Raw genomic sequence first — 19,980 nt, forward strand, 5'->3', positions numbered from 1 at the left:
GCCGCAGCGGCAGGGCGGGTAGCGTCGGCGTGGGCCGGCCGTCGTCGAGAGGTGCGGGGCTGATGAGCGGGATAGCGGGAGCGCGGGGCGCCGGCAGCGCGGGAGCGGGAATCCCCGGTCCGGGGAACCCGGGGTCGGGCGGTTCGGGGCCGGCCGGGTTTCCGGCGGTGCGCCCCCGTCGGCTGCGCCGCTCGCCCGCCCTGCGCCGGCTGGTGTCGAACGTACGGCTGCACCCGGCGGACCTGGTCCTGCCGATGTTCGTCAAGGAGGGCGTGGACCAGCCGGTTCCCCTGACCTCGATGCCCGGCGTCGTTCAGCACACCCGCTCGTCGTTGCTCAAGGCCGCCGTCGAGGCGGTCGAGGCCGGGGTCGGCGGGCTGATCCTGTTCGGCGTGCCGGCGGCGAAGGACGCCCGCGGCTCGGCCGCCGACGACCCCGCCGGGATCGTCCAGCTCGCGCTGGCCGACCTGGTCGCCGAGGTCGGCGGGGACATCGTGCTGATGACCGACCTGTGCCTGGACGAGTGCACCGACCATGGCCACTGCGGACTGTTGACCGATGCCGGCGAGGTGGACAACGACGCCACCCTGGCGCGTTACGCCTCGATCGCCGTGGCGCAGGCCCGCGCCGGCGCCGAGGTCGTCGCGNCGAGCGGGATGATGGACGGCCAGGTCGGCGCGATCCGGGCGGCGCTGGACGCCGAGGGCTTCACCGACCTGCCGATCCTCGCCTACTCGGCGAAGTACGCCTCGGCGTTCTACGGTCCGTTCCGCGAGGCGGCCGAGTGCGCTCCCCAGTTCGGTGACCGCACCGGCTACCAGCAGGATCCGGCGCGCTCGGTGGCCGAGGCGCTGCGCGAGGTGGCGCTGGACCTCGCCGAGGGCGCCGACGCCGTGATGGTCAAGCCGGCGCTGGCCTACCTGGACGTGCTGCNCGCGGTCGCGGACACCGTGGATGTGCCCGTCGCCGCCTACCAGGTGTCCGGNGAGTACGCGATGGTCGAGGCCGCCGCCGCCGCGGGATGGATCGACCGGGACCGGGCGATCGCCGAGACGCTGACCGCGATCTCCCGCGCCGGCGCCGACATCATCCTCACCTACTGGGCCGTCGAGGTCGCCCGCGGCCTGGCCGCTCCCCGCTGACCCCCTCCCCCCGCACCCGTCCACAGCCCAGCCCCCAGCGGCGGCCTTCCGCCTGCTGCCCGGAAAGATCAATCGCCCGTCGAGGGCTCCGGGATTGCGGGGTGCTCGACGATCGGGCTGGTGAGGGCGCGGGCGGCCGGATGGTGCCGGGCGCCGAGCGGCGGCGCGTCGATGTGAGGCTTGTCCGGCGTGCGTCGATGGTGGCGCCGGGCAAGCGACTCGACCGGCCCGCGGCGGGTGGCCGGCGCGAGCCGCGGGTCGCCGGGCCGCGCACCGCCGGCGTTCGCCCAGGCCACCGGGCGGTCATCCCCGTCCGGGGGATCACCCCGCTAGGCGCGGCCGGCGCTCGATGGCTGGTCAGGGGCGTCACCGGGCGGCGTGGGCCGGGGCGGTTCTTGCCGCGGTCGGCGGGCGGGGGCGCTCGGGAGGCAGGGGCGGGGCGGAGCCTCTCGGCCAGGGGTTGCGGGTTCGCGTCCAGGTCTGCTCCCGTGACTTCCGTCGCCGTCTCGCAGATACCCCCTGGGGGTAGTTGTGTGCCATACGGGGGAGGGGTATCTTCGGGCTGCCGGGCGGACCCGCCCGGCCTGTGGACAGTGGCTGAGGAGACGAGGACCGCGATGACCGCGACCGCCTACACCGTGACCGGGATGACCTGCGAGCACTGCGCCCGCTCGGTCACCGAGGAGCTGGAGCGGCTACCCGAGGTGTCCAGCGTCGCGGTGGATCTCGCGGGTGGTCAGGTCACGGTCGTGAGCGACGGGGCGCTGGCGGACGGCGCGGTCCGCGAGGCCGTGGCCGAGGCCGGTTTCGAACTGGTCGGCCGGGCCTGACGAGTCCACGGGCAGTGCGTCGCNGGGCGGACCGGGGGAGGGGAAGCGCGTGACCAACGTCGGGGTCGAGGCCGGCGAGCCGGTCCGGGTCGAGCTCGCGATCGGCGGCATGACCTGCTCGTCCTGCGCGGCACGGGTGGAGCGCAAGCTCAACCGGATCGACGGCGTGAGCGCCTCGGTGAACTACGCCACGGAGAAGGCGACCATCACCCTCGCCCGGCCGGCACCGGTCGGTGCGGCCGGCCCGGTGACGGTCGACGAGCTGATCGGGGCCGTGCAGGCCGCCGGCTACACGGCGAGTCTGCCCGCCGCCGCGACGAGCGGCTCGACCATCCGCGGGTCGGGCGGTGCGGCGGGCGCCGCTGGCGGTGGGGTGGGCGCCGCCGGCGCCCACGGCGCTGAGGTGAACGCCGCCGGCGCCGTCGGCGATGAGGCGGAGTCGCGGGACGCGGGCCTGCGGGCGATGCGTCGGCGCCTGACCGTCTCGGCGGTGCTGGCGCTGCCGGTGCTCGTGCTCGCGATGGTGCCCGCCTGGCAGTTCGACTACTGGCAGTGGGTCAGCCTGGCGCTGGCGACACCGGTCGTCCTCTGGGGCGGCCGACCCTTCCACGCCGCGGCGGCCCGAGGCGCCCGGCACGGTGCGGCCACCATGGACACCCTGGTCTCCCTCGGCACGCTCGCGGCTTTCGGGTGGTCGCTCTACGCGTTGATCTTCGGCGGGGCCGGTGACCCGGGAATGCGGCACTCGTTCTCGCTCACCGGCGGCCTGTCCGACGTCGGCACCGGCACCGCCGGGGCTGGGATGTCGTACGGCGGTAGCGGGATGTCCCACGCCGGCGGCGGCGCCACCGCGATCTACCTGGAGGTGGCCGCCGGGGTCACGGTGTTCCTGCTCACCGGGCGGTTCCTCGAGCTGCGTGCCCGGCGCCGCTCCGGTGCGGCGCTGCGGGCCCTGCTGCACCTCGGGGCGAAGGACGTGACGGTGCGCCGTCCGGTGTCGGGGCCCGGGGGCCTGACGGTCGAAACGCGGATCCCGGTCGACGAGCTGCGCCTCGGCGACGAGTTCGTCGTCCGCCCCGGCGAGAAGATCGCGNCCGACGGGGTCGTGCTCGAGGGGGTCTCCGCGGTCGACGCGAGCATGGTCACCGGCGAGTCGGTGCCGGCGGAGGTCGGGCCGGGGGATCCGGTGGTCGGTGCGACCGTGAACGCGGGCGGTCGCCTGGTCGTGCAGGCGACCCGGGTCGGGGCCGACACGCAGCTCGCCCGCATCGCGCGGCTCGTCGAGCAGGCCCAGAGCGGCAAGGCGCGCGTCCAGCGGCTGGCCGACCGGATCTCGGCGGTCTTCGTCCCGACTGTGATCACGGCCGCGTTGATCACCCTGGGCGTCTGGCTCGCCACCGGGCAGCCGGCGACGGACGCGTTCACCGCCGCGGTCGCNGTCCTGATCGTCGCCTGCCCGTGCGCGCTGGGTCTGGCCACCCCGACGGCCCTGCTCGTCGGCACGGGGCGGGGTGCGCAGCTCGGCATCCTCATCCGTGGCCCGGAGGTGCTCGAATCGACGCGGCGGGTGCAGACCGTGCTGCTCGACAAGACCGGCACGGTGACCACCGGCCGGATGCGGACCGCCGCCGTCCACCCGGCGCCGGGGGAGAGCGCCGCCGACGTGCTGCGCCTCGCCGGGGCGGCCGAGGACGCCAGCGAGCACCCCATCGCCCGGGCCGTCGCCGACGCCGCCCGGGCGGCGGGCGGCGGGTCGCTGCCGCCGGTGACGGACTTCGCCAACGACGCCGGGCTCGGCGTGCGCGGCACCGTCGAGGGCCGGTCGGTCGTCGTCGGCCGGGCCCGCCTGTTCGCCGAGCTGCCGACCGAGCTCGCGGGCGCCTTGGCCCGGGAGCTCGACGCCGGGCGCACGGCGATCGTCGTCGGCTGGGACGGCGCCGCGCGCGGGCTGATCAGCGTCGCCGACACGGTCAAGCCCACCGCCGCCGAGGCCGTCGCCGCCCTGCGTCGGCTCGGTCTGCATCCGGTTCTGCTGACCGGGGACGCGCAGGCCGTGGCCCGCGCGGTCGCCGCCGAGGTCGGGATCGCGCCCGAGGACGTCATCGCCGAGGTCCTGCCGGAGGAGAAGGTGGCGACGGTCCGCCGGTTGCAGGACGAGGGCCGGGTCGTGGCCATGGTCGGCGACGGGGTGAACGACGCCGCCGCACTCGCCCAGGCCGATCTCGGGCTGGCGATGGGCGGCGGAACCGACGCGGCGATCGAGGCGTCCGACCTGACCCTGGTCAACGCCGACCCGCGGCTGGTGGCCGACGCGATCCGGCTGTCCCGGGCCACCCTGCGCACGATCCGGGGGAACCTGTTCTGGGCGTTCGCCTACAACGTGGCGGCGCTCCCGCTGGCCGCGGCCGGCCTGCTCAACCCGATGATCGCCGGCGCGGCGATGGCGTTCAGCTCGGTGTTCGTCGTGACGAACAGCCTGCGGCTGCGCCGGTTCGCCCCGCTGCCGGCGGCCGGCCCCGTGGCGACGCCATCCACGCGGCCGGCCCCCGCGGTCGCGGCACGATCCTAGGCCGGGGCGGCCTCCAGCCGAGGGAACACCGGGGCGGGATCGGCGACGCGGGGGCCGCCGTCGCCGCACTGGGCGGCGATGCGCGGCGCCGCGTCGGGCAGGAACGGGGTGAGGTGCGCGGCGAGCTCGCGGCAGGTGGCGACCAGTTCGGCGAGCACGGCGTCGAGGGCGGCCGGAGGCGCGTCCTGTTTGCGCTCGGCCTTGGCGAGGTCCCAGGGGCGGGCGGCCTCGACGTAGCGGTTGCCCTCGTTGCCGATCGTCGTGATGGCCTCGGCGGCGCGGCGGAAGTCGAACGCGGTGAACGCCGCGTCGATCGTCGCCGGCGCCTGCTCCCGGGCCGCCCGCAGCGCCGCGGCCCCCGGGTTGTCCGCCGCGACGGGCGGGATCACCCCGTCCCGGTAACGCTTCACCATCGACACGGTCCGGTTGACCAGGTTGCCGATGTTGTTCGCGAGGTCCTCGTTGGCCCGGGTGAGCAGCCGCTCGGTGGTGTAGTCGGTGTCGCCGCTGCGGGCGACGTCGCGCAGCATCCACCAGCGCAGCGCATCGGTGTTGTAGGCGGCGACGATGTCCGCCGGGTCCTCCGCGTTCCCGGCCGACTTGGAAATCTTCATGCCGTCCGCGGTGAGGTACTCGTGCACGAAGATGGTGTCGGGCAGGCGCACGCCGGCGGAGAGCAGCATCGCCGGCCAGTAGACGGCGTGGAACCGGATGATGCCCTTGCCGATGACGTNGACGCGGGCGTCGCTGTCGTNCCACCAGTGCTGGAAGGTGGCGTCGTCGGTGCCGTACCCGGGCGCGGTGATGTAGTTGCCGAGGGCGTCGAACCAGACGTAGATGACCTGGTCGGGATCGCCGGGCACCGGAATGCCCCAGCCACGCGCCCGGGTCATGCTCCGGGATGCGCTGAAGTCCTCCAGCCCGGCCTCGATGAACGACAGCACCTCGCGCTTGCGGGTGGCCGGCTCGATGCGCAGCCGGTCGCTGGAGATGAGCTCGTGCAACTGATCCTGGTAGCGGCTGAGCCGGAAGAACCAGTTGCTCTCCTCGACCAGGTCCGGCACGGTCCCGTGCTCCGGGCAGCGGCCGTCGACCAGCTCGTCGGGGGCGTAGAACAGCTCGCAGCCGACGCAGTACAGGCCCGCGTAGCTCTTGCGGTAGAAGTCGCCGCGCTCGGCGCAGGCCGCCCAGAGCTTCTCCACGCCGGGCCGGTGTCGCGGGTCGGAGCTGGTTTTGATGAAGTCGTCGAAGGAGAGGCTCAGCGGCTCGCGCAGGGAGCTGAACCGGGTGGCCACCCGCTCGACGTATTCCGCGGGCGTGATGCCCTCGGCCTCGGCGCCCTGGACGTTCTTCAGCGCGTTGTCGTCGGTGCCGGTCTGGCACCGGACCTCGTCACCGCGTGCCCGCAGGTGCCGGGCGAACGCGTCGGTCTCGACCAGCTCCAGCGCGTGCCCCACGTGCGGCTTGCCGTTGACGTACGGGATGGCCGTCGTCACGAAGTAGCGACCCATCGGTTTCGGATCCTCCCGCCCCGGTGCGCAACCTCGCAGATGAGGCTCCGTCGGGGCCTCATCGGTGGTCTGTCAGGACGCGCGGAAAAGGCCGGATGGCATGGACATCAGCATCATCCGGGGGCTCGCCGCCTCGGCGGTGACACGTGCCGTCGACACAGGGAGATCCTACCCGCCCGCCCCCGTGACGGCCGCCGGGAGCGGCACCGCCCGCCTACGGCTTGCCGGCGACGCCGGCGTAAGCGCTGACCTCGGCGTCGGTCAGTCCCTCGCCGGTGGGGCCGGCGTCGCAGCCTCCGTCGGCCTGGCCGCGGGGGGCCATCAGTCCGGTCGCCCGGCCCGGCCCGGCTTCAGTCGCTGGTCGTGACTGGGAACTGCGGGCCGTCGCCTCGTTCGAAACCCAGGAGATTGGCGATCGTGACCTCGCCGATCCGCGTCAGTGCATCGGCGGTGAAGAAACCCTGGTGCCCGGTCACCAGAACGTTCGGGAACGTCAGTAGCCGCGCGAACAGGTCGTCGTCGAACGCTCCCCGTTCCGACCGGTCCTCGAAGAAGAGGGCGTTCTCCTCCTCATAGACATCGATCCCGAGATAGCCGATCAGCCCGTTCTTGAGAGCANAGATGACGGCGGCGGTGTTCAGCAGGCCGCCGCGGCTGGTGTTTACCAGCATCACACCGCGCTTCATCCGGGCCAGCGCATCGGCATCGACGAGGTGGTGCGTGGCGGGAGTCAACGGGCAGTGNAGCGATATGATGTCGGATTCGGCGAAAATCTGGTCCAGTTCGACATACCTGACCCCGAGCCGTTCACATTCCGAGTTGGGCCTGACGTCGTGCGCGATCACCCGGCATCCGAATCCCGTCATGATCCGCGCAAAGACGGTGCCGATCGCCCCGGTGCCGATCACGCCGACGGTGCGTCCGTGGAGGTCGAAACCGAGNAGGCCGGTGAGAGCGAAGTTGTACTCACGCACCCGGTTGTAGGCCCGGCACACGTGGCGGTTCAGCGCGAGGATCAGGGCGACTGCATGCTCGGCGACGGCGTACGGGCTGTAGGCCGGCACGTGGGCCACCACGATGCCGAGCGAACGAGCGCAGGCGAGGTCGACATTGTCATGCCCAGCCGAGCGCAGCACCACCAGCCGGATGCCGTCCGCGGCGAGCCTGGTCAGCACGCCGGCNGACACCTCGTCCTCGACGAACACGCAGACCGCAGCATGTCCCTGTGCCAGACCCGCGGTCTGTTCGGTCAACCGGTGTTCGATGAAATTCAGCTCGAGGTCACCGGTCCGGACGCTGCTCAGGAACCGGCGGTCGTAGTCCTTCGACGAGAAGACCGCGACCCGCACGTCTCGCCCCCGTCCCCTCGTCCTGCGCCGGTGCCCGCCCAAGACGGTACCGGGCGCAGGGGCGGATCTCCGAAGGAGCCACGGTACCTACCCGGGTCCGGGTCCGGGTCCAGGCCGTGCAGACGGGGCANGGCCAGCACGGGAGCGAGGAGTGATGCGGCCGGCCGACATTAGTCCGCGTGCCGTGGGCCGCGACGTCGACCGCAGGCACGAGTTCGGTTATCCGCGTCGGGTAAAGTCAGATCTCCAAACAGCCCGGGACGGTTCGAACCTGTCCGTCATGCGACAGTGAGGTAATGCGCCACGAGGTGCGCAGTAGATTTTTCCTGTGCGTCTCGCCTGACGGTGGTGCAGGTCGCCGCTGTCATTCACCTGGCTGGCACGGGCTTCCTTGGCGGGGGCGTGGGTTCATTGCCATCTTTGCGTAGGTAACGGCATGTGGCTGGAGGAAAGTCGTGCTCCGTAGTCGCCTCCTTCCCGGTTTCGCCATACTCGCCGGGACACTCCTATTCGCCTCCTGCTCCGATGACCGAGCTTCGGATCTCTCGGCACCTGGCGGGGCCGCCACCACGGGCACCTCCGCGGTGACGACCGCCACTGCCGACACACCGACGACAGGCGCGACCGCGACCCGCACGCCGACCGCGACCCGCACGCCGACTACGAGCACAACGCCGGTCCGGCCAGCAGTCGCCCTGAACGGCGATGTCGACGGTGACGGTCGACCTGACACCCTGACCATCACCCAGCCGGGGACGCTCCACGCCCGCTACACCGGAGGGGGCGACGATGCAGTCCGCTTTCGGGCCGGTGACCCGACGTTCGTCGACATCCACGTCCTCGGGGCGGCCGACGCCGACCNCGATGGCCACGCCGAGGTGTTCGTCCAGACCGACCAGGGNGCGTCCATCCAGACCGCGGCCGTCTTCCGATACTTCGACGGTCACCTGCACCTGGTCACCCGGGCCGGGCAACAGGCCGCGCTTGCCTATGGTGGATCAACCGGATTCGTCGCGGCGTGGGCGTGCCGCCCCGCCGCCGTCCCCGCGGCGGCAATCGTCACCGAGACGGGGCCGAGCACCTCATCCGGCGCGTATACGCTGACCCTCGACTACTACCGATTCCACCAGGCCAGCCTGGTGTCGCTCGTCCACAGGACCGCCGGCCCCGGCCCCCTCGACAGTCTGCCGGGCGTCCGCGACGAGCTCTCGGGCGAGACCGGCTGCGGACAGGCGCGGCTGAGCCCGTGACCGGCCCGATGCGCGTACAGAAAGCTGACCGGCCGGTCTGGGAGTTGTTCTTGCCGTCCAGGTCCTAGTCGTGCACCCGGGCCGAGCGCGGCTGGTCGGTGCGCAGCGCCGCCTCGGCCGGCAGACCGGGATCGGTGCCGGCCTCCAGGCGGGCGTCGACGGCCTCGGCCACGATCCTGGCCAACCGGTCGGGAGCGTCGAGCATGACAAAAGTGGAGCTGTCGGAGATCTCGACTAGCCGGGCGTTCGGGAACGCCTGCGCGAGCCGGCGGGCGTGGTCGAGCGGGAAGAGCTTGTCGTCGGTGCCCCAGGCCAGCACGACGGGGCGGGAGAACCGCTCGATCGCGGGAGCCGCCCGCATGGTCAGGGCGGGATCCAGGGATGCCGTCACCCGCACCGCCTCGTGCCTGGTGCTGGCGTTCGTCGCGAACGGCCCGAAGATCTCGTCCTGCCGGGGGCGGGGCACAGCCGTCACGCAGACCGCCTTCATGAAGAAGGCGCGGCCGGGCCCGCTGGCGAGCGTGCTCAGTACGACGGCCCCGAGCCGGCGGCTGNCCCGGCACAGTCGGGCGATGTGCCGGAACGACCCCGGTGGGAAGTGCTCATAGCTGTCGCAGTTGGTCAGGACGAGGCCGCCGATGCGGGCCAGGTCCAACGAGTCGTCCCCCAGGGCGGTGAGGACCAGCCCGCCGCCGGTGTCGTTGGCGACGACCGTGACGTCGTCCAGATCGAGAAGCTCGATCAGATGGAGGATCCGACGGGCGGTAGCCGCGGCGCTCAGGTCCGCGTCGCCCACCGGCTCGTGCGCGCCGAGCGGCCAGGTCGGGACGATGCAGCGGTACCGGTCGCCGAGCAGGGCGACGAGGTCCTTCCACAGGGCACCGGTCACGTAGACGCCGTGGACGAACAGGAGCACCGGGCCGCTACCGATATCGGTGTAGCTGACCGGTAACCCGTCGACTCCGCACTGGTGGACGGCCATCGCCGCCTCCCTCCTCCGGCGGCCTTGGGCCACCTGAGCTGGTCGAGCCCCGAACGTCGGTGCCGGCTGTGCGCCACGGTCCGGTCGCGCGGGACGGCACCGACGGGTAACCACGCGATTGTCCTATGGCCCGGCCGCTTGTGCGCCGGGTCAGGACCAGTCGTAGGGGGATCGCGCGGTGGCCTTGACCTCATGTCGACTTCAGGTTCGAGACTGTTGGCCGGCCGGGGTGCGGTGGAGATTCCGCCGGGCAGCCTTGGCCGAGGAGGACCGTGATGGCAGGCACTTCGCCCCCGACAGCCCTCGACCATCCCGACCCGCCGAACCTCCGGCCCCACGGCTCCGAACCGGGATCGGACCCCGTCCGCGGGGCCACAGGACGACCGGTCGCCGGGCCGGCGGCTCCCGGCCCGTCGGCCGGAATCGACCGGCAGACCCGGCTCACGCTTGCCGTGCTGGTGCTCGGCGGGCTGATGGTCGTGCTCGACGTGACCATCACCAATGTCGCGATCCGCAGCCTCTCCCGCGACCTGCACGCCCCGCTGGCGGTGATCCAGTGGGTCACCACCGGCTACACCCTGGCGCTCGCGGTCGTGGTGCCGACGACCGCGTGGCTCGCCGCGCGCCTGGGCACCCGCCGCGTCTACGTCGCCGCGCTGGGCCTGTTCGGGCTGGGTTCGCTGCTGGCGGGGCTGGCCCCGAACATCGGCTCGCTCGTCGCCTTCCGGGTGCTGCAGGGGATCGGCGGTGGGCTGGTCAACCCGATCGCGATGACGATCGCGATGCGCAGCGCCCGGCCGGAGGTCCGGGGCCGCACGATGGGCGTTCTGGGGCTGCCCGTGCTCGTCGGCCCGCTCGCCGGGCCGACGCTCGGCGGGTGGCTCGTCGAGTACTCCTGGCGGTGGATCTTCCTGATCAACGTGCCGATCGCGCTGGTCGCCATTCCGCTGGCGTTGTGGCTGCTGCCGCGCGACGCGCCCGAGGGTGTCCGCGAGCGGCTCGACGTGCCGGGGCTCGCGCTGATCGGGCCGGGGCTGGCCGCCGTCGTGTACGGGNTGGCGGAAAGCGGCCGGCGTGGCACCCTCGTCTCGGCGGCCGTGCTGGTCCCGGCGCTGCTCGGGCTGGGGCTGTGCGTGGTGTTCGTGCTGCGGGCGGTGCGGCTGCGCACGCGGCGCCCGCTGGTCGAGGTGCGCCTGCTGGGCCGGCGGGCCGTCGCCTCCGGGGCCGGCACGCTGGGCCTGTTCGCCGCGGCCTACTNCGGCTCGATGTTCATCGTGCCGCTGTACTGGCAGCTCGTCCGGGGGCAGAGCCCGGCGGCCGCCGGACTGCTGGCCATCCCGCAGGCGCTGACCACCGGGGTGTCGTTGCAGGTCGCGAGCCGGCTGATCGATCGTGTTCCACCGGCGCGGGTCGTCGGGGCGGGCATCGTGATCGCGACCGCCGGACTGCTGACCACCCTGCTCCAGCTCGACGCGAACACGCCGTACTGGCGTCTGCTGGCCTCGATGGCGGTGACCGGAATCGGGACCGGTGCGACGATCATGCCCACGATCACGACGGCGATGCGTCACCTGCCCGACCGGGACACCGCCGCCGGCANCACCCTGCTGAACATCACCAACCAGGTCGCCGTCTCCGTCGGCACCGCGCTGACGTCGGTGCTGCTCGCGTCGAACCTGGCGAGCCTGGCCGGCCTGGACCAGGGCGCCGACCTCTCCGGCGACATCCCCGCCACCGCGGCCGGCGGCGTGGTCGCGGCCTTCCGCCACACCCTGCTGCTCCCGGTGGCCCTGATGGCGGTCGCCGGTGCGGTCGCCCTGCTCCTGCTGCCCCGCGGCGAACGGCACGACACCTCGGTCGAGGCCGAGGCAGCGCATGCCGACCTCTGACCGGCGGCAGCACCGATAGGATGATCGCGTGGGCCAGGATNACCGGCTACTTCTCAGCTCGTCGTTCGGCACCGCGGCGGTCGCGTACGCCGAGCACCGCCCGGACTACGCCCAGGCCGCGGTGCGGTGGGCGCTCGAGCGCGCGCCCGGTCCGCGCGTGCTCGACCTCGGCGCTGGAACCGGCAAGCTCACCGCCACGCTGCTCGCGCTGGGCGCCGAGGTCATCGCGGTCGAGCCCGACCCGGCGATGCTGACCGAGCTGCGCCGCGCACTGCCGGTTGTCCGTGCCCTGCCAGGTAGCGCCGAGGCGATACCGCTGCCGGACGCGTCCGTCGATGCCGTTGGGTTGCCGGGCTCGCGCAGGTCAGCGGGAGCGCGGCCATCGGCCCGCGGGACACGCCCACCAGTTGGCGCGCTGAGACGGCCGACCTGCACCTTCCCAGGACTGGGATGGCCGCCCGGTTCGGCTCGCCGGAGCAGGCCGAGTTCCGGCACGGGCAGCGTCGTACCGCCGACTCCCTCGTCGCGACACTCGCGACGAGGGCGGGGATGCTGGTCATGCCGGAACAGGAACGCGAGGCCACGCTGGGGCGGATCCGCGTTTTCCTCGCGAGCCGACCGGAGACCGCCCGCGGTGAGTTCACCCTGCCGATGTTGACCTGCGTGCTGCGCGTCCGGCGGCTGTGAAGATCAGCGACGATCGATGACACTGCGCACGCCGTCTCAACGAGGCCGGCGTGGCCCGGTGGCGGGGGCGCCGCCGGCCGGCGGCCGTCCCGTCCGGGTCGGCGCTGATCGCCTCCCGGGCGGCGGTGACCGCCCAGTCCACCGGGTTGTACCGGGCGGCTGCGGCGATCCAGCCGGGGAGCAGGCATGCCCGATGAAACGTGCCGGTGGCGTGAGAGTGCTNACGCCCGAACGGGCCAGCCGCGGGGTGAGTCGGCGGGAAAGTCCACTGCCGCGGCGAACCACCCGTCGGGGGACCCCCGGCTAGGCCAGGCTCGCCTATCGATCAGTAGTTCGGGATCGGGCGCGTGGCCGTTGCACCGGGCACTATCAGGACAACGTCGCCATCCCCTCCGCCACCGCCGCGGGCCCGGCATCCTTGTCGAACCACCCACGACGGCGGTCACGGACGGTGGCCTCGGAGCTGCTGCCGGGCGCGATCCGCGTTGCCGGCCGGCCGGGGTCCTGGCGCACAGTCCGCCGCCGGTGGGCGGCCGGGGCAGACCCCCGTCCACCGGCGGCGCTCCACCCGGGTGCTGGGCCGCGGGCGCGGCTGCGGCGCCCGACGGAGCGCCGACGGGCGGTCGCGGGCGTGCCGCTGGCCACGCGAGGCGCGGGTGGCCGAGTGGACCTGCGAGGATCGGGGGCATGGTGGTTCCCTCTGCCGCGCCGGCCTCCGAAGAGCTGTTCCGGCGCGCCGAGCGTGTCGTTCCCGGTGGGGTCAACTCCCCGGTCCGCGCCTTCCGGGCCGTCGGCGGCACCCCTCGCTTCATGGTGTCCGGCGACGGTCCGTATCTGACGGACGCGGACGGGCGTACCTACGTCGACCTGGTCTGCTCCTGGGGGCCGATGATCCTCGGCCATGCCCATCCCGCCGTCGTCGAGGCGGTGTCCCGGGCGGTGTCCGCCGGCACCAGCTTCGGCACGCCGACGCCGGGCGAGGTGGAGCTCGCCGAGCTGATCGTGGAGCGGGTCGGCCCGGTCGAGAAGGTGCGGCTGGTCAACTCCGGCACGGAGGCGACGATGAGCGCCGTGCGGCTGGCCCGGGGCTTCACCGGCCGGTCCACGATCATCAAGTTCGCCGGCTGCTACCACGGGCACGTCGACGCCCTGCTCGCCGCCGCCGGCTCCGGGGTGGCCACCCTCGGGCTGCCCGACACCCCCGGCGTGACCGGCGCCGCGACCGCCGACACCATCGTCCTGCCCTACAACGACCTTGCCCTGGTCGAGGCCGTCTTCGCCGAGCGCGGCGACACGATCGCCGCGGTCATCACGGAGGCCGCCGCGGCCAACATGGGCGTGGTCCCGCCGCTGCCCGGCTTCAACGCCGGCCTGCGCCGGCTGTGCGACGTCCACGGCGCGCTGCTCATCCTCGACGAGGTGATGACCGGCTTCCGGATCTCCCGGGCCGGCTGGTGGGGCATCGAGGGCGCCATCGAGGACTGGTCGCCGGACCTGTTCACCTTCGGCAAGGTGATGGGCGGGGGCCTGCCCGCGGCGGCGTTCGGCGGCCGCGCCGACGTGATGGCGCGGCTCGCCCCCGCCGGCCCCGTCTACCAGGCCGGCACCCTGTCGGGGAATCCGATTGCCGTCGCGGCGGGGCTGGCCACCCTGCGGGCCTGCACCGACGACGTCTACGCCACCGTCGACGCCCGCGCCGCCGACGTCGCCGGCATCGTCTCGACGGCGCTCACCGAGGAGGGCGTCGCCCACCTGCCCAGCAGCGCCGGCTCACTGTTCAGCTTCTTCTTCACCGACGCCGCGGCCGTCGTCGACTACGCCGGCGCCCAGGCACAGAACGCCGCCCGCTACGCCGCGTTCTTCCACAGCATGCTCGACGCGGGGATCTACCTGCCGCCGTCGGCGTTCGAGGCGTGGTTCGTCTCGGCTGCCCACGACGACGCCACGATGGAGCGCATCGCCGCCGCCGCGCCCGCCGCCGCCCGTGCCGCCGCCGCCGTGCCCGAACCGGCGCCCGTGCCCGCGACGAGCGGGGGCCGGTCATGACGGGCCCGACCCAGGAGCCGGTGGACGGCGAGCCGGGGCAGCACCCACTGACGAGGGTGNACCTGGTCCGCCACGGGGAGGTCTTCAACCCGGAGAAGGTCCTCTACGGCCGGCTGCCCGGATTCGGGCTGTCCGAGACGGGCCACCGCCAGGCCAAGGTGACGGCGGAGTTCCTCGCCGGGCTGGACATCGCCGCCGTGGTCGCGAGCCCCCTGGACCGCGCGCAGCAGACGGCCACTCCCATCGCCGCCGCCCACGGACTGCCCATCGAGGTCGACCCGAGGCTGATCGAGAGCCGCAACGCCTTCGAGGGCAAACCGTTCGAGGCGGGCCCCGCGGTTCTGCGCTACCCGCACCTGTGGCGGCTGCTGGCCAACCCGTTCCGGCCGTCGTGGGGCGAGCCGTACACCGAGATCGCCGAGCGGATGCTCGCTGCCGTCGCCGAGTGGCGCGACGTCCACCCCGGGCGGCACGTCGTGCTGGTCAGCCACCAGCTCCCGGTGTGGACCGCCCGGCGAGCGCTGGAGGGGGTGCACCTGTGGCACCGTCCCGACCGGCGCCAGTGCGGCCTGGCCAGCGTCACCACCGCGGTCTACCGCGGGCGAGAGCTCGTCGGGGTCGAGTACGCCGAACCGAACGGCCCGACCGCGAACCTGCCCGGATCGGTCGGCGCCTGACCCGCCGAACCCCGTCGCGTCCGTCGGCACCGCCGCCCGAACCTGCCGTCGGCGGTGGCGTCGGCGTCGGCGTCGGTGGCGGCAGTGGCGGCAGTGGCGGTGACAGTGATGTCGGGGTCGGGGCGGTGCTGTCGGTGCTGCGCTGCCCGGTGTGCGCCGGTGCGCTGCAGCGGGACGGCGGCTCCCTGCGCTGCGCCGCCGGGCACGGCTTCGACCTCGGGCGCGGCGGCTACGTGAACCTGCGCACCGGCCACACCCGCCGGATCGCCGGCGACACGGCCGCCATGGTCGCGGCGCGGGAGTCCTTCCTCGGGGCGGGGCACTACCGGCCGCTCACCACCCGGCTGGCCGAGCTCGCCGCCGCCGGACCGCCCGCCGTCGGGACGGCTCAGGCCCCGAGCCGGGACGCGAGCACGACAGCCCACCCCGCCCCGCCGGCCGGTTCGGGGCCGGCCGGTTCGGGGCCGGTGGTGCTCGAGATCGGGGCCGGCACCGGCCACCACCTGGCCGGAGTGCTCGCCGCGCTGCCCGCCGGGGCAGCCGGGGTCGCGGTCGACGTGTCGAAGTACGCGCTGCGCCGGGCCGCGCGGGCCCACCCCCGGATCGGAGCGGTCGCTTTCGACGCCGCCGGCCCGTGGCCGGTCGCCGACGGCTGCGTCGACGTGCTCCTCGACGTCTTCGCCCCGCGCAACCCGGCCGAGATGCGCAGGGTGCTCCGGCCGGACGGGTTGCTCATCGTCGTCACCCCCGAACCGGGCCATCTCGCCGAGCTGCGGGGCCCGCTCGGGCTGGTCGGGATGCAGCCGGACAAGGGCGATCGACTCGACGAGCGGACCGCCGACCGGTTCGCTCCGGCCGCTGTCGAACGCCTGGACATTCCGCTCGTGCTGTCCCCCGACGAGGCCGTCGACCTGGCCCTGATGGGCCCGACCGGCCACCACCGCACGGCCGAGGACCTGCGCCATCGGGCCGAGGCGGCCTGGCCGCGGCAGCACGCCGCCGTGACCGTCCGTCTCGCGGTCCGGTGCTACCGGCCGCGTGGATGAGGGACGGTTACGGCCGACGGCCGTACGGCGCTGCCGACAATGGAGGTTCGGAATGGACATGGGACTGCTCGAGCGGATCGCCGTCGTCACGGGGGCGAGCCGGGGCATCGGCCTGGCGGTGGTTCGGGCGCTGGTCGCCGAGGGCGCCACGGTGGTGGCCGGAGCCCGTCGCAGCTCGCCCGAGCTCGACGAGCTGGCGGCCACCGGCGCGGTGCGGGTGCACCTGGTGGACCTGGCCACCCCCCACGGTCCGGCCGCGCTCGTCGAGTGGGCCGGCGAGCGGGTCGACATCCTGGTCAACAACGTCGGTTCCGCGCCCGCCCGGCCCGGCGGGTTCGGCTCGGTCACCGACGAGATGTGGCTGGGAACGCTCAACCTGAACCTGCTCGCCGCGGTGCGGGCGACCCGGGCGGCGCTGCCACTGATGCTCGCCGCCGGCAGCGGTTCCATCGTCACGATCAGCTCCGTGAACTCGGTCCTCGCCGATCCGGCGGTCATCGACTACTGCGCGGCGAAGGCCGCGCTGGCGAACTTCTGCAAGTCGCTGGCCCGGGAGGTCGGTGGTCGGGGCGTGCGAATCAACACGGTCAGTCCCGGCCCGGTCGCCACCGACCTGTGGCTGGGGTCCGACGGTGTCGCCGCCACCGTCTCGCGAGCCACCGGCGCGGACCCCGCGAGCGTCGTCGACGCCGCGGCCGGCAGCTCCGTGACCGGCCGGTTCAGCACGCCGGAGGAGGTCGCTGCCGCCGTCGTCCTGCTCGCCGGGGATCGCAGCGGGAACATCACCGGCGCGGACCTCCGGGTCGACGGCGGGATGGTACCCACCTGGTAGCCGCCGAGCCCAGTGGTGTCTGCCGTGTCGAACTCCACGCGCGTCCGCCGGCCTCGCCGCCTACGCTGAGTTGAGTTCTACAGTTGGTCGTAGACGGGTTCCGGGCCGGGAAGGGGCAGGGCACATACTGGTTCGCGTGGCGGAGATGGGACGGCGGTCCGCGTCGGGTGACAGGTCGGACACGCCGGTGGCAGGCGTTGTCCATGACCGGGCCGCGGGGTCGCGCCGGCAGCGGACGCGGATCAGGCGGGTCGGGCTCGCCGCGGTGGTGCTCGCGGTGGCGGGGTTGGTGGCGGCCTGTTCCGGCGGGGGAGGAACGGTCGACGCGACCGGCGGCGGAGGCTTCAACTTCGTCCAGCAGTCCGCCGGCAAGGACTTCGTCCCGGCCGGGAACCGGCACGAGGCGCCCGAGCTCGCCGGCAAGAACCTNGACGGAGCCGCGTTCGACGTCGCGTCCCTGCGGGGGAAGATCGTCGTGGTCAACTTCTGGGCCTCGTGGTGCGCCCCCTGCCGGGCGGAGACGCCCGGCCTGGTGCAGCTTTCCAAGGCAAACCCGACGGTGGCGTTCCTCGGCGTCAACGAGAAGGATCCGTCGGGCNCCAAGGCCTTCGTGCGCGACAACGGCGTGCCGTACCCGAGCGTCGTCGACCGGCTGGGCACGCTCGCCGCGGGCTGGCCGGTCGCCCCGGGGTTGCCGTCGACCTTCGTGCTCGACGCGAACGGGCGCATCGCGGCCCGCTTCACCGGCCCGGTCGTGCCCGAGGACGATCTCAAGCCCGTGCTGACCCGGTTGCAGGCCGAGGCGTGAGCGGGCGGCGGCCGAGCGGGCTGGGGGACCCGCGGTGAGCGTGGTCGGGCTCGTCACGGACGGGCCCGTGCTGCTCGCCGCCCCGGTCGCGGCGGCGGCCGGGCTGCTGTCCTTCCTGTCACCGTGCGTGCTGCCCCTCGTTCCCGGCTACCTCAGCTTCATCACCGGCCTGTCCGGCGAGGAGCTCCAGGACCGTGAGCGTCGCCCCGCCCGTCCACCGTCAGGGTCGGCCGATCGCGCTGCGGCGTCCGAGCCGGTCCTGGCCGTCGCTGTTGCCGCGCCGCCGGCACCGGCACCGGCCGGTGCGGCCGGATGGTCCGTCCCCGGCGGGAATGCTGCCGTCCCGGCCGCCGGATCGACGGCAGCGCAGACCGGGGACGGCGGCCGCGGCGGGCGGTTCGCCGGTCTCGGGCCGCGGCTGGGCCGGCTGCGCGTCGGCGGGCGGGTCGCCGCCGGCACCGGGCTGTTCGTGCTCGGGTTCACCTCGGTGTTCGTCTCCTTCGGCGCGGCCTTCGGTGGACTCGGTCAGTGGCTGGTCCGCCATCAGGTCGGGATGAGCCAGCTCCTGGGGGCGTTCACCATCGTCATGGGCCTGGCCTTCGCCGGGCTGTTCTCCCGGATGTCCTGGGCGAACCGCGAGTGGCGCTTCCACCGGCTGCCGCGCCCCGGCCTGCTCGGCGCGCCGGTGCTCGGGGTGCTGTTCGGCATCGGCTGGAGCCCCTGCCTCGGTCCCACGCTGGCGGCAGTGCAGGGGCTGGCGGTGACGAGTGCGACGGCCGGCCGGGGCGCGTTCCTCTCCGCCGTGTACTGCCTGGGACTCGGGCTGCCGTTCCTCGCCGTCGGNCTCGCCTTCCGGCGGGCCGTCGGCGCCCTGCACCTGCTACGGCGACACACCCGCGCCCTGACCCTGACCGGTGGCGTGCTGCTCGTCGCGGTCGGGGTGCTCCAACTCACCGGGGAGTGGGCCGACCTGATCGGCAACCTGCGGCCCTATGCCCCCGGCTTCTCGGAGACGCCGCTGTGACCTCTTCCACCCGTCCCCACGAGCCTGCCGGTGCGGCCACCGACCTCGCGCCGAAGCCGAGCCCCGGCGACCCGGACGCGGCCGATCCGGCGGGCTCCATCGATCCGGCGGGCCTCATCGATCCGGCGGGCCTCATCGACGAGGAGGCCGTCGGGTTCGCCCCGGATTCCTCGAGCGGACGCCGGCTGCCCGAGGGGCACGCCGACGCCCGCGTGGCCGTCGCGCCGGACGTGTTCGCGCCAGCCGGGTCCGACGGGCGCGACGGGGCTGACGGAGCTGCCGGACTCGGCGCCGACCCGACCTCTGCCGGGGGAGCTCGCCGATCCGCGGCCGGTAGGGCCGGCGGTGCCGCGGGACAGTACGCGTCGGCGTCCGGCGGGACCCGGGCCGGGCGGCATCCGGCGCTGGCGCTCGCCGTTCGCTCCTGGCGGCAGCTCACCAGCATGCGCACCGCGTTGGTGCTGCTGTTCCTGCTCGCTCTGGCCGCCGTGCCGGGGTCGCTGCTGCCGCAGCGCAACATCAACCCGATGCGGGTCGATCAGTACCTGTCGAAGCACCAGACCCTCGGGCCCCTGCTCGACAAGCTCTCCGGCTTCGACGTCTTCGCCGCCCCCTGGTTCGCGGCGATCTACCTGCTGCTGTTCATCTCGTTGATCGGCTGCCTGTCGTCGCGCATCCGCTGGCACGCCAGGGCACTGTTCACCGCTCCGCCGAAGGCACCGGCGCGGCCCGGCCGGCTGCCGGGTGGCAGCTCGTGGACCAGCCCGCTGGCCCCGGCCGATGCGACGGCCGCCGCTCGCGCGGCACTGCGCCGGCGCCGGTTCCGCGCCAGCGTCGCCCCCGCCGGGACCCAGCGGCCGGACGGCTCGCCGGACCACTCCGTCGCGGCCGAGAAGGGCTACCTGCGCGAGACGGGCAACCTTGTCTTCCACGTCGCCCTGGTCGGGCTGCTGGCCGCGGTCGGTTTCGGCTCCTGGTTCGGCTACCAGGGGACCACGCTGGTCGTCACCGGGGACAGCATGGCCAACACGATCATCTCCTACGACCAGTTCAGTGGCGGCAAGCTCGTCGACACCGCGAAGCTGCGTCCGTTCTCGCTGACGCTGAACCGGTTCGCGGCCGCCTACGAGCCGAACGGCGAGCCGTCGGACTTCCGCGCCGACGTCGCCTACTCGCCCGACCTGGACGCACCGACCCGGCAGGCGACGATCCGGGTGAACCATCCGCTGGTCCTCGGCAACGCCAAGGTCTACCTCATCGGGCACGGGTACGCCCCGCACTTCGTCCTGCGGGACGCCAAGGGCCGGACGGTCTGGCAGGGCAACGTGCCCTGCACCC

At 73.7% G+C, this 19,980-nt stretch carries 12 protein-coding genes and 22 pseudogenes; 24 read left to right on the plus strand and 10 right to left on the minus strand.

What is annotated here, in order from left to right; all coding sequences use genetic code 11:
* Window positions 1-62: 62 nt before the first annotated feature.
* From FF86_RS42805 to FF86_RS42820, 4 pseudogenes are all read left to right on the plus strand, one after another.
* Window positions 63-647: pseudogene (locus FF86_RS42805) on the plus strand (porphobilinogen synthase); the annotation flags it as partial.
* Between the two features lies 1 nt (window position 648).
* Window positions 649-933 (plus strand): annotated as a pseudogene (locus FF86_RS42810) (porphobilinogen synthase); the annotation flags it as partial.
* 1 nt (window position 934) lies between these two features.
* Window positions 935-985: pseudogene (locus FF86_RS42815) on the plus strand (hypothetical protein); the annotation flags it as partial.
* 1 nt (window position 986) lies between these two features.
* Window positions 987-1,142, plus strand: a pseudogene (locus tag FF86_RS42820) (porphobilinogen synthase); the annotation flags it as partial.
* Window positions 1,143-1,210: 68 nt separating this feature from the next.
* Here the strand turns inward: FF86_RS42820 and FF86_RS07710 are convergent.
* Window positions 1,211-1,438, minus strand: a complete 228-nt coding sequence (locus FF86_RS07710) for a hypothetical protein (RefSeq protein WP_044885085.1) — start codon at window positions 1,436-1,438, stop codon at window positions 1,211-1,213.
* Between the two features lie 321 nt (window positions 1,439-1,759).
* On the opposite strand from FF86_RS07710, the gene FF86_RS07715 reads away from it, so the two are divergent.
* The 4 genes and pseudogenes from FF86_RS07715 to FF86_RS42835 form a co-directional block, all read left to right on the plus strand.
* Window positions 1,760-1,972: a heavy-metal-associated domain-containing protein gene (locus FF86_RS07715; protein ID WP_044885086.1), complete on the plus strand. Its 213-nt coding sequence runs from the start codon at window positions 1,760-1,762 to the stop codon at window positions 1,970-1,972.
* Window positions 1,973-2,021: 49 nt separating this feature from the next.
* Window positions 2,022-3,065 (plus strand): cation transporter (locus tag FF86_RS42825; protein WP_242418361.1); only part of this gene is annotated, 1,044 nt, incomplete at its 3' end.
* A gap of 1 nt (window position 3,066) precedes the next feature.
* Window positions 3,067-3,409 (plus strand): annotated as a pseudogene (locus tag FF86_RS42830) (heavy metal translocating P-type ATPase); the annotation flags it as partial.
* A gap of 1 nt (window position 3,410) precedes the next feature.
* Window positions 3,411-4,541, plus strand: a pseudogene (locus FF86_RS42835) (heavy metal translocating P-type ATPase); the annotation flags it as partial.
* Here the strand turns inward: FF86_RS42835 and FF86_RS42840 are convergent.
* From FF86_RS42840 to FF86_RS42885, 9 genes and pseudogenes are all read right to left on the minus strand, one after another.
* On the minus strand, window positions 4,538-5,274 hold a 737-nt coding region (locus FF86_RS42840), incomplete at its 5' end, for a class I tRNA ligase family protein (protein WP_242418362.1). The pseudogene FF86_RS42835 and the gene FF86_RS42840 overlap by 4 nt on opposite strands.
* A gap of 22 nt (window positions 5,275-5,296) precedes the next feature.
* Window positions 5,297-6,052, minus strand: a pseudogene (locus FF86_RS42850) (methionine--tRNA ligase); the annotation flags it as partial.
* Window positions 6,053-6,402: 350 nt separating this feature from the next.
* Window positions 6,403-6,670 (minus strand): annotated as a pseudogene (locus FF86_RS42855) (2-hydroxyacid dehydrogenase); the annotation flags it as partial.
* A gap of 1 nt (window position 6,671) precedes the next feature.
* Window positions 6,672-6,795 (minus strand): annotated as a pseudogene (locus FF86_RS42860) (NAD(P)-dependent oxidoreductase); the annotation flags it as partial.
* A 1-nt stretch (window position 6,796) separates the two neighbouring features.
* Window positions 6,797-6,993 (minus strand): annotated as a pseudogene (locus FF86_RS42865) (NAD(P)-dependent oxidoreductase); the annotation flags it as partial.
* Window position 6,994: 1 nt separating this feature from the next.
* Window positions 6,995-7,233 (minus strand): annotated as a pseudogene (locus tag FF86_RS42870) (2-hydroxyacid dehydrogenase); the annotation flags it as partial.
* A 1-nt stretch (window position 7,234) separates the two neighbouring features.
* Window positions 7,235-7,401: pseudogene (locus FF86_RS42875) on the minus strand (2-hydroxyacid dehydrogenase); the annotation flags it as partial.
* A gap of 1,314 nt (window positions 7,402-8,715) precedes the next feature.
* Window positions 8,716-9,180 carry an alpha/beta fold hydrolase gene (locus FF86_RS42880; RefSeq protein ID WP_242418380.1) on the minus strand — a complete coding sequence of 155 codons (465 nt, stop codon included), beginning with the start codon at window positions 9,178-9,180 and terminating at the stop codon, window positions 8,716-8,718.
* A 26-nt stretch (window positions 9,181-9,206) separates the two neighbouring features.
* Window positions 9,207-9,633: pseudogene (locus FF86_RS42885) on the minus strand (alpha/beta fold hydrolase); the annotation flags it as partial.
* Window positions 9,634-9,908: 275 nt separating this feature from the next.
* Between FF86_RS42885 and FF86_RS42890 the strand changes: the two are divergent.
* The 16 genes and pseudogenes from FF86_RS42890 to FF86_RS42940 all read left to right on the plus strand — a co-directional run.
* On the plus strand, window positions 9,909-10,688 hold a 780-nt coding region (locus FF86_RS42890), incomplete at its 3' end, for an MFS transporter (RefSeq protein ID WP_242418363.1).
* 1 nt (window position 10,689) lies between these two features.
* Window positions 10,690-10,890: pseudogene (locus FF86_RS42895) on the plus strand (MFS transporter); the annotation flags it as partial.
* A gap of 1 nt (window position 10,891) precedes the next feature.
* A pseudogene (locus tag FF86_RS42900) lies at window positions 10,892-11,232 on the plus strand (MFS transporter); the annotation flags it as partial.
* A 1-nt stretch (window position 11,233) separates the two neighbouring features.
* Window positions 11,234-11,522, plus strand: a pseudogene (locus tag FF86_RS42905) (MFS transporter); the annotation flags it as partial.
* A 41-nt stretch (window positions 11,523-11,563) separates the two neighbouring features.
* Window positions 11,564-12,209, plus strand: a pseudogene (locus FF86_RS65630) (class I SAM-dependent methyltransferase); the annotation flags it as partial.
* A 50-nt stretch (window positions 12,210-12,259) separates the two neighbouring features.
* A complete protein-coding gene (locus tag FF86_RS34160; protein WP_157866935.1) occupies window positions 12,260-12,406 on the plus strand; it encodes a hypothetical protein in 147 nt (48 codons plus the stop codon).
* 490 nt (window positions 12,407-12,896) lie between these two features.
* Window positions 12,897-14,255 carry a glutamate-1-semialdehyde 2,1-aminomutase gene (gene hemL / locus FF86_RS07755; protein WP_044885091.1) on the plus strand — a complete coding sequence of 453 codons (1,359 nt, stop codon included), beginning with the start codon at window positions 12,897-12,899 and terminating at the stop codon, window positions 14,253-14,255.
* Between the two features lie 60 nt (window positions 14,256-14,315).
* Window positions 14,316-14,932, plus strand: a pseudogene (locus tag FF86_RS07760) (histidine phosphatase family protein); the annotation flags it as partial.
* Between the two features lie 125 nt (window positions 14,933-15,057).
* A complete protein-coding gene (locus FF86_RS07765; protein WP_063870351.1) occupies window positions 15,058-15,978 on the plus strand; it encodes a putative RNA methyltransferase in 921 nt (306 codons plus the stop codon).
* Between the two features lie 52 nt (window positions 15,979-16,030).
* A complete protein-coding gene (locus tag FF86_RS07770; protein ID WP_044885093.1) occupies window positions 16,031-16,810 on the plus strand; it encodes an SDR family oxidoreductase in 780 nt (259 codons plus the stop codon).
* A gap of 145 nt (window positions 16,811-16,955) precedes the next feature.
* A pseudogene (locus tag FF86_RS42920) lies at window positions 16,956-17,239 on the plus strand (hypothetical protein); the annotation flags it as partial.
* A gap of 1 nt (window position 17,240) precedes the next feature.
* Window positions 17,241-17,408, plus strand: a pseudogene (locus FF86_RS42925) (TlpA family protein disulfide reductase); the annotation flags it as partial.
* A 1-nt stretch (window position 17,409) separates the two neighbouring features.
* Window positions 17,410-17,618, plus strand: a pseudogene (locus FF86_RS42930) (TlpA family protein disulfide reductase); the annotation flags it as partial.
* A 34-nt stretch (window positions 17,619-17,652) separates the two neighbouring features.
* A partial coding sequence (locus FF86_RS07780) for a cytochrome c biogenesis CcdA family protein (RefSeq protein WP_304438105.1) occupies window positions 17,653-18,461 on the plus strand: 809 nt, incomplete at its 3' end.
* A 1-nt stretch (window position 18,462) separates the two neighbouring features.
* Window positions 18,463-18,642 (plus strand): annotated as a pseudogene (locus FF86_RS42935) (cytochrome c biogenesis protein CcdA); the annotation flags it as partial.
* Window positions 18,639-19,980, plus strand: a 1,342-nt coding sequence (locus FF86_RS42940) for a cytochrome c biogenesis protein ResB (protein WP_242418364.1), incomplete at its 3' end; no start/stop codon positions are given. The pseudogene FF86_RS42935 and the gene FF86_RS42940, both read left to right, overlap by 4 nt.

It is taken from the genome of Frankia sp. CpI1-P, assembly GCF_001421075.1.
Taxonomy (GTDB): Bacteria; Actinomycetota; Actinomycetes; order Frankiales; family Frankiaceae; genus Frankia; species Frankia torreyi.